At 76.2% G+C, this 9,032-nt stretch carries 5 protein-coding genes; all 5 read right to left on the reverse strand.

Features of this window, described 5'->3' with window-relative positions; genetic code table 11:
- Positions 1-4,170, reverse strand: a 4,170-nt coding sequence (locus ACSNOD_RS24105) for a trypsin-like peptidase domain-containing protein (RefSeq protein WP_436769129.1), incomplete at its 3' end; no start/stop codon positions are given.
- Positions 4,171-4,448: 278 nt separating this feature from the next.
- Positions 4,449-5,351: a tRNA pseudouridine(55) synthase TruB gene (truB, locus tag ACSNOD_RS24110; RefSeq protein WP_436769130.1), complete on the reverse strand. Its 903-nt coding sequence runs from the start codon at positions 5,349-5,351 to the stop codon at positions 4,449-4,451.
- Positions 5,348-5,794, reverse strand: a complete 447-nt coding sequence (rbfA, locus tag ACSNOD_RS24115) for a 30S ribosome-binding factor RbfA (RefSeq protein ID WP_436769131.1) — start codon at positions 5,792-5,794, stop codon at positions 5,348-5,350. Before rbfA ends, truB begins: the two co-directional genes overlap by 4 nt.
- 96 nt (positions 5,795-5,890) lie before the next feature.
- Positions 5,891-6,184, reverse strand: coding sequence for a DUF503 domain-containing protein (locus tag ACSNOD_RS24120; RefSeq protein WP_436769132.1), 294 nt, complete (start codon positions 6,182-6,184; stop codon positions 5,891-5,893).
- Positions 6,185-6,337: 153 nt separating this feature from the next.
- Positions 6,338-9,032, reverse strand: a 2,695-nt coding sequence (gene infB / locus ACSNOD_RS24125) for a translation initiation factor IF-2 (protein ID WP_436769133.1), incomplete at its 5' end; no start/stop codon positions are given.

Genomic DNA, 9,032 nt, shown 5'->3' on the forward strand with positions numbered 1-9,032 from the left:
CTGCTGCTGCCCGCCGGACGGCGAGCCGTCGGCGGGCAGCAGCAGCCGCAGCAGTTCGAGCCGGTCCTCGGGCTCCAGGGCCAGCCGGGTCCAGAACCAGGGCCCGAAGTCGTCGAGGCCCACCCGTTCGAAGCCACCGACCGCCGCCGCGCGCGCCGTGATCCGTTCGGCGAGCCGGCGCAGCACGCCCAGATACGCGCCGGCGTCGGGCACCCGCAGCAGGACCTCGCCGAGGAGATGCGACGCCCACCAGTGGGCGCTGCGCTCCCCGGGGGAGGGGCTCGGCCCGTCCGTCGCCCCGGAGTCGAGGCGGGGCCCGGCGGATTCCGGGAGGGCCGGGCTGCGCTCCCCGGCCGCGGGGGCCGGCCCCCGCCGCGCGCCGGCCGTGCGGGGCGCGGGCACGGAGCCGGGCGCGGCGCTCCGGGAGGGGCCGCGGCCCCCGTCCATCCGCACGGTGCGCAGGTCGTCCCCGCGGCGGCAGCCCGGGAGGGTGGCCACGCTGGCGGTGGAGGACGCGCTCCAGTACGGGGACACCTCGCCGCGCCGGCGGCGCCGGGCCGGGGAGCGGCCGGGCCGGGGCACGGCAGCGGCGGCCACGGAGCCGGGCCGGGCGGGCCGCTCGGACACGTCCTGCTCCGAGGGGCCGTCCGCGGGCTCCGGCCCGTCGGTGAGCTCCGACGCGTCGGCGGCGTCCGGGCCATGAGAGGCGTCCGCGTCATGGGGGGCGTCCGTGTCATGAGAGGCGTCGGGGCCGTGGGGGGTGCGGCCGTACTGATCGAAGCACGCGTCCGGGTCGGTGCCGTACGCCTCCGGCGGCCCCCCGGGTCCTTCCCCGCCGTCCGCGCCGGCCCTCGGCGCCGGGAGTTCCAGCGGGGACGGGCCGGTCCTGCGGAGGAACCAGGGCTCGCCGATCTCCTCGGTGTCCTCGGGCAGTTCCAGCTCCGGGGCAGCGGCCGCCGCCGGGCCACCGCTGCCCGCGCCCCCACTGTCCTCGCCGCCGCTGCCGCCGGGCGGGCCGGCCTCGATCGGCGCCCGGCAGGCGACGTACGAGGTGGTGGCCTCGGCCGGGGCGGACCACCAGGAGGCGGTGGCAACGGCCTGCCCGGGGCCGGCGTCGGACTCCGGCGCCTCGTCGGGGTCGTCGGGGTCGTCGGTCCAGGCGGCGAAGGGCTTGGGGTGGTCGTCGCCCACGGCGCGGTAGGCGCGGGCCGGGTCGGGGGGCTCCTGGGACCACAGCGGTGCGGGGCCCGTCCAGTCGGCCGCCCCGGCCCAGGGGGCTTCGGCGCCGTCCTCCGCCGCGCCGACGGCCTGCCGCGACCCGGTGTCCGCCCCCGGCTCCCCCGGGGCCGGAGGACCGCCGGCGGGCGTGCGGGGCTCCCCGGTCAGGGGGTCGTACGAGAGCGCGTCGTACGGGAGGTCGTACGGGTGCCGGCCGTACGGCGCGGGGGCGCCGGGGTCCGGGGCCGTCTCGTCCGGCCAGTCGGGGACCGGCTCGCCCTCCTCGGCGGCGCCGGCCGGGGCAACGACGTCCGACGGCCATCCGCCGCCCGCCGCCCCACCGTCCGGCGGCGCACCGGGACCCGTGTCCTCCGGCCCCGCGGGTGACCGTACGGCGCCGTCCCACTCCGCCTCGCCCCGTACGGCCGCGCCCTCACTCCGTACTGCCGGACCCTCGCCCCGTACTGCCGGACCCTCCGACAGGGCGTGCTCGCCGCTCTCCGGAAGGGCGCCGCTCGCGCCGTCCGGGGCCGGTGCGCGGGCCGCCAGCGAGTCCACGGCCTCGACCAGGCCGTCCAGCCGGCGGGCCAGCGCCGCCGGGCCCGCCTGGCGGCCCAACAGCAGAAGGGACTGGACGACCGGTCCGATGCGATAGCGGGGCACCGGCAGCGGGGTGGCGCTCGGCGCCGGCGGTGGCGGCACATGGCCGCCCAGCCCCGGCACGGCCGGGCCACCGGCCCGCGACGGCAGCCGCACCGGCGGGTCCTGCCCCTCGCCCGACTCCTCGTCGGCCTCCACCCACCGGTGCACCAGCGCGTGCAGCGCCGCGTCCGGATCGAGGTGCACCCCCTGGAGCCAGTCGGCGAACTCCTCGTGGGCGAAGCGGTAGCCGGCGCCGGCCGGGACCAGCAGCCCCTCGGTGAGCACGGCGGAGGCCCAGCCGGAGCGCCAGGGGAAGACCTCCTCGAACGACTCGCGGTCCAGTTCCCCCTGGCCGGGGCCGAGGCAGCGCCGCGCGGCCTCGTGGACCTGCCCCGCGACCCGCGCGGCCAGCCGGCGCACGGCCGTGCCGCGCAGCGGAGGCCGCTCCACGGCGGCGAGCCGCACGGCGATCCGCAGGCACATCAGGTCGAGGTGGGCCCCGAAGACGTCCGCCCGGCCGGGCGGGCCGCCGGGCGCGGCGGGGCGGGGCCCCACGGGCTCGCACGCGGCGTCCCGGCCGGCCTCGGGAATGCCGTCGTCCGGCGCGGCCTCGGCGGCGGCGCCCGCCGCCTCCTGCTGCTCCGGGCGGGCGTCGGGGAGCGCGGCGCGCACCTCGGCGAGCAGCCGCAGGGCCAGCGGGTGGTCGGCGTCGGCGGGGCTCAGGGCGTCGTCGGGGATGCCGTAGCGCGCCCTGGCCCGGGCCGCCTGGCGGGCCGGCAGGGGGCCCAGCCGTACGCACGGGGGCAGCGCCCGCCCCGGGTGGTCCCCGGGGCGGGCGGCGCGCCAGCGGTCGGCCTCCTCCGCCTCGCGGGACCGGCCGCGCGGGGCGTACAGCGCCGCCTCGGGGAAGAGCGCCCCGCCCTCCTCCCAGAACTCGCGCCGGCAGGCGAGCACCAGCCGCGCGCCGGCCTCCCGCAGCCACTGGGCCGTGCCCTCCGCCCAGTCGGCCAGCCGGTGGGCGAGCAGCGGGGGCATCTCCTCGGGGCCGTCCAGCAGGACGAGCAGCGGGCGGCCGGCCTCCCGAGCCAGATAGGCGACCTCCTCGGGGCTGGCGTCCCGCCCGTCCGCGCCCGGGAGCGCGGCGTCGACCGCGCTCGTCGTCCCCACGGAGGCCGCGACGATCCGGCCGGCGGAGCGCAGGGCGCGGGCCACCGCGTCGGCCACGCTCTCGTCGCCGACGCGCAGGTCCGCGCCGCGCAGCCACACGGTGGGGGCGGGCTCGGCGCCCCGCGCCCGGCGCGCGGCCAGCGCGCTCAGCTCGGTGGTGCGCCCGGAGCCCGGGTCGCCGACGAGCCCGAGGACGCGGTCGGCGCCCTCCGGGTCGAGCGGCGGGTCGAGGAAGGCGCGGAACTCCTCGGCGGTGTCGGGCCGCTCCACCGGCTCCCGCCAGGCCCGGGCGCCGCTCGCCGAGCCGACCGTGGTGCCGGTGAGCTGGAGGGCGCCGGCGAGGTTGAGGTCGCGGCCGTAGGCGGGCACCGTGGCGGCGTTGCGCGCCAGGAGCGCGGCCAGCGGCCCGCCGTGGTCCAGCGCGGCCAGGGTGCGCAGCGGTACGGCGTAGCCGTCGGCCTCGCGCCCCGAGTGCAGCGCGGTGCCCAGCACGGCCAGGACGGCGCCGGTCTCGGCGTCGAGCACCGGGCCGCCGGTCACCTGCGCGCCCAGGCGCAGGGCGTCGCTCTCGGTGGCGTCCACCGCCAGCTCCAGCGCCTCGCCCAGGAGGTGGAAGCGGTCGGTGGCGGTGTAGGTGACGGCGGTGACGGTGCCCGTCACCTCGGCGTCCAGCCAGTCGCGGCCGCGCAGCCGCACCGGGGTGCCCGCCGCGACGGCCAGCCGGGCGGCGACGGGCAGCGGCGGGACGGTCAGGCCCTCGGTGCGGACGAAGGCGAGATCGAACTCGGGCAGGGCCTTGATGGCGTCGGCCTCGATCAGGAAGGTCTCGTCGCCGGGGGCGTGCAGCACCAGACGCGACAGCCCGTCGACGGCTTCGTGGCTGGTCACCAGGGTGCCGTGGGCGTCCGCCAGAAAGCCGGTGCCGCGCGGCCGGCCGGCGAGGTCGCTGATGCGGATCAGCGCGGCCTCGGCCTCGACGGCCCCCGCCCTGCCCTGCCCCCTGCCCGCACCTCTGCCCGCGGTTCTGCCCGTGCCTCTGCCCTGGGGGGCCGATCGGCGCGAGCGCCCGCCCTGCGCCTCGGTACGGGAGTTCCCCTCCGAGGCAGGGCGCGCCCCGGCCCGTTGAGGACCTCCACCCGCCATGTACCGAACCTCCTGCCACGGCCCCGTAGCCCGTCGCTCGCATCTCGACCGTAGGCGGATGGTGATCAGCAGGACAGTTCCGGAAACGAACGCGCCCCCTCGCACACCCGTCATTCACTTCGAGCGCCTGCCCATTGGGGTGAATCCGATGGACGGAGTGGATAGCGGGGGCATGGGAGGGGGCAGAAGGAAACCCCGCGCCTCGGGCGCGGGGTTTCCCGGGAAAGCGGCCGGGCAGGGGGTCCGGCGACAAGCGGCGGCGGCGCGGCGCCACCTGGTCAGGCGAAGACCGCCACGCTCTTCGCCTTGCCCTCCGACTCCTCGACCAGCGCCAGAAAGCGCCCGTCGGGGTCGAAGACGGCGATCGGCCCGGTCACGCCCAGTCCGGGCGCGGCCAGCCGGACGCCATTCGACAGCAGCCGTGCCTGCTTCTCGTCGACGTCCCAGCGGGGGAACGCCGCCGCCGCGGCCTCGGCGATGGGCAGCACGGCGAGCTCCTGCTGGATCTCGTCCAGCGTGCGCGCCGCGTCCAGGCCGTACGGGCCGACCCGGGTGCGGCGCAGGGCCGTCAGATGCCCGCCGACGCCCAGACCGGCACCGAGATCGCGGGCCAGGGCCCGGATGTAGGTGCCGGAGGAGCAGACCACGGTGACGTCGAGGTCGAGCACCGGGGTGCCGTCCTCGGCCGTCGTGCCGCGCGCCTCGTCGATCACGAAGGAGGAGACGGTGACCGGCCGGGCGGCCAGTTCGAACTCCTCGCCCTCGCGGACCCGCGAGTAGGACCGCTTGCCGTCGATCTTGATGGCGCTGACCTTCGACGGGACCTGCATGATGTCGCCGGTCAGCGCGGCGACGCCGGCCTCGATGGCGTCCCTGGAGAGCTCGTCGGCCGCCACCGAGGCGGTGATCTCGCCCTCCGCGTCGTCCGTGACGGTGGTCTGGCCGAGCCGGATCGTGGCCCGGTACTCCTTCTCGGTCAGGGCCAGGTGCCCCAGGAGCCGGGTGGCCTTCTCGACGCCCAGCACCAGCACGCCGGTGGCCATGGGGTCGAGCGTGCCGGCGTGCCCGATCCGGCGGGTGCGGGCGATGCCGCGCATCTTCGCGACGACGTCGTGCGAGGTGAAGCCGGACGGCTTGTCGACGATGATCAAGCCGTCCGGCCCGGTTGCCTTGCGCTTCATGCCTCGGAGCCGGCCTCGTCCTCGTCACCGGGCTTGCGGTAGGGGTCCGCCTCGCCCGCGTAGTTCGCGCCCGCGGCGCTCTCGCGGACCTGGGCGTCGGCCTCCTTCGCCCGGGCGAGGAGGTCGTCGATGGTCCGGGCGTTGTCCGGCAGGGCGTCGGGCACGAACGTCAGGGACGGGGTGAAGCGCACCCCGGTCTGGCGTCCGACCTCGGTCCGCAGCACGCCCTTGGCGCTCTCCAGCGCCGCGGCCGAGGCGGCCCGCTCCTCGTCGTCCCCGAAGACCGTGTAGAAGACGGTCGCCTCCCGCAGGTCACCGGTGACGCGGGTGTCCGTGATGGTCACGTAGCCGAGCCGGGGGTCCTTGATCCGCCGTTGCAGGGTTTCCGCGACCACGACCCGAATCCGGTCCGCCAGCTTGCGCGCTCGCGCGGTGTCGGTCACTGGTCCGTCTCCTTCTTGTCTTCCACCATCATGCTTCGCTCGGCGCCGACGCGCTCAACCGTGTCCACGGCCGTGGGCGGCCGCAGGGGCGCCCGCTCAGTCATCGTCGCCGTGGAACCGCCGCCGTACGGACAGCAGCTCCACTTCCGGCCGGGCGGCGACCCATCGCTCGCACCGGTCCAGTACATCCGTCAGATGCCCCGCGTCACCGGAAACCATCGCCAGGCCGATCTCGGCCCTGCGGTAGAGGTCCTGGTCACCGACCTCCGCCGCGCTCACCGCGTAGCGGCGTTGCAGCTCGGCGACGATGGGGCGGACGACGGAGCGTTTCTCCTTCAACGACCGCACGTCGCCGAGGAGCAGGTCAAAGGACAGCGTCCCTACATACATGCCGTACGGGTCATGCCACCCGTGGGGCCTCGAAGTCCAGGTCCGCGCGGCCGGCCGGGCACGCCGCCGCGCTCCGCCAAACCGTACACGCAACGGCCGGGGCCGATCGACGGAAATATCTTCCGCCGACCGGCCCCGTCCGGATGGGAACGATCAGCCGCGAGGCTTCTCGCGCATCTCGTAGGTCGCGATGACGTCGTCGACCTTGATGTCGTTGAAGTTGCCGAGGTTGATACCGCCCTCGAACCCTTCGCGGATCTCGGTGACGTCGTCCTTGAAGCGACGCAGGCCCTCGATGTTGAGGTTCTCCGCCACGACCTTGCCGTCGCGGATGAGGCGGGCCTTGGTGTTCCGCTTGACCTCGCCGGAGCGGATGATGACACCCGCGATGTTGCCGAGCTTGGACGAGCGGAAGACCTCGCGGATCTCCGCGGTGCCGAGCTCGACCTCCTCGTACTCCGGCTTGAGCATGCCCTTGAGGGCCGCCTCGATCTCCTCGATCACCTGGTAGATGACCGAGTAGTAGCGGACGTCCACGCCCTCGCGCTCGGCCATCTGCGTGGCACGCCCCTCGGCGCGCACGTTGAAGCCGATGACGATGGCGTCGGAGCCGGTCGCCAGGTCGATGTCGGTCTCGGTGACCGCACCGACACCGCGGTGCAGCACGCGCAGGTCGACCTCTTCGCCGACGTCGAGCTGGAGCAGCGAGGACTCGAGAGCCTCCACCGAACCGGACGCGTCGCCCTTGATGATGAGGTTGAGCTGCTGGACCTCGCCGGCCTTGAGCACCTTGTCGAGGTCCTCGAGGGACACCCGGCGGGTGCGCTTGGCGAAGGCGGCGTTGCGCTCGCGCGCCGCGCGCTTCTCGGCGATCTGGCGGGCCGTACGGTCCTCGTCCACCACCAGGAAGTTGTCGCCGGCGCCCGGGACGTTGGTCAGTCCCAGCACCAGGACGGGGGTCGACGGACCCGCTTCCTCGATGGTGTTGCCCGTGTCGTCGTGCATGGCACGGACGCGGCCGTAGGCGTCGCCGACGACCATGGTGTCGCCGACCCGCAGGGTGCCGCGCTGGACCAGCACGGTGGCCACGGCGCCGCGGCCGCGGTCGAGGTGGGCCTCGATCGCGATGCCCTGCGCGTCCTGGTTGGGGTTGGCCCGCAGGTCGAGCGAGGCGTCCGCGGTGAGGACCACGGCCTCCAGCAGGGAGTCGATGTTGAGACCCTGCTTGGCGGAGATGTCGACGAACATGGTGTCGCCGCCGTACTCCTCGGCCACCAGGCCGTACTCGGTCAGCTGACCGCGCACCTTGGTCGGGTCGGCACCCTCGACGTCGATCTTGTTGACCGCGACGACGATCGGCACATCCGCGGCCTTGGCGTGGTTGAGCGCCTCGACCGTCTGCGGCATGACACCGTCGTTGGCCGCGACCACCAGGATCGCGATGTCGGTGGACTTGGCACCGCGGGCACGCATGGCGGTGAACGCCTCGTGACCCGGGGTGTCAATGAAGGTGATCTTCCGGTCCTCGCCGTTGACCTCGGTCGAGACCTGGTACGCACCGATGTGCTGGGTGATACCGCCGGCCTCGCCCGCGACCACGTTGGTCTTCCGGATGGCGTCGAGCAGTCGCGTCTTACCGTGGTCGACGTGACCCATGACGGTCACCACCGGCGGCCGCGCGACCAGGAACTCCTCGCCGCCCTCGTCCTCGCCGAACTCGATGTCGAAGGACTCGAGCAGCTCGCGGTCCTCCTCCTCCGGGCTGACGATCTCGATGTGGTAGTTCATCTCGTCGGCGAGCAGCTGGAGCGTGTCGTCGGAGACGGACTGGGTCGCGGTGACCATCTCGCCCAGGTTGAACATCACCTGGACCAGCGACGCCGGGTTGGCGTTGATCTTCTCCGCGAAGTCGGTGAGCGAGGCACCCCGCGACAGCCGGACGGTCTGTCCGTTGCCGCGCGGCAGCATCACGCCGCCGATCGACGGGGCCTGCATGGCCTCGTACTCCTGGCGCCGCTGCCGCTTCGACTTGCGGCCACGGCGGGCCGGGCCGCCGGGACGGCCGAAGGCGCCCTGCGTGCCACCACGGGCACCGGGACCGCCGGGACGGCCACCGAAGCCGGGACGGCCACCGCCGCCACCGCCGAAGCCACCGCCGCCACCGGGGCCACCGCCACCGGGACGACCGGCGAAGCCGCCGCCACCACCGGGACGGCCACCGCCGCCACCGGGACGGCCGGCGAAGCCGCCACCGCCACCGGGACGACCGGCACCGCCGCCGGGACGGCCGGCGCCACCGGGGCCGCGACCGCCGCCACCGGGGCCCGGACGCGGGCCGGCGGCCGGACGCTGCGGCATCATGCCCGGGTTCGGGCGGTTGCCCGCGGGGCCGCCACCGGGGCGGGGACCGCCCTGGGCGCCCTGCGGACGAGGCATGCCACCGGGGGTCGGCCGAGCGCCGCCCGGAGCCTGCGGGCGCGGGCCGGGCTGGCCGGGCGCCTGCGGACGCGGACCGCCGGGGCCGCCCTGGGCGGCGCCGGGGCGCGGCGCGCCACCGGGACGGGGCGCCTGCGGGCGCGCCATGCCGGTGGAGCCACCGGAGGTGAAGGGGTTGTTGCCCGGACGGGGACCGGCCGGACGGCCGCCGGGGCGCGGGGCGCCCTGACGCTCGCCACCGGGGCGCTGGCCGCCGGGGCGCGCGCCCTCGGCGCGACCCTGGCCGGAAGCGGCCGGACGGGCACCCGGACGCGGACCCTGGGCCGCGGCGGGCTTCGGCGCCGCCGGGGGCGCGGTGAACTCGGGCGCCGCCGGGGCGGGGGCCGCGGGAGCCGCAGGACCGGGCTTGGGG

It is taken from the genome of Streptomyces sp. URMC 123 (assembly GCF_051386515.1).
Lineage (GTDB): Bacteria > Actinomycetota > Actinomycetes > Streptomycetales > Streptomycetaceae > Streptomyces.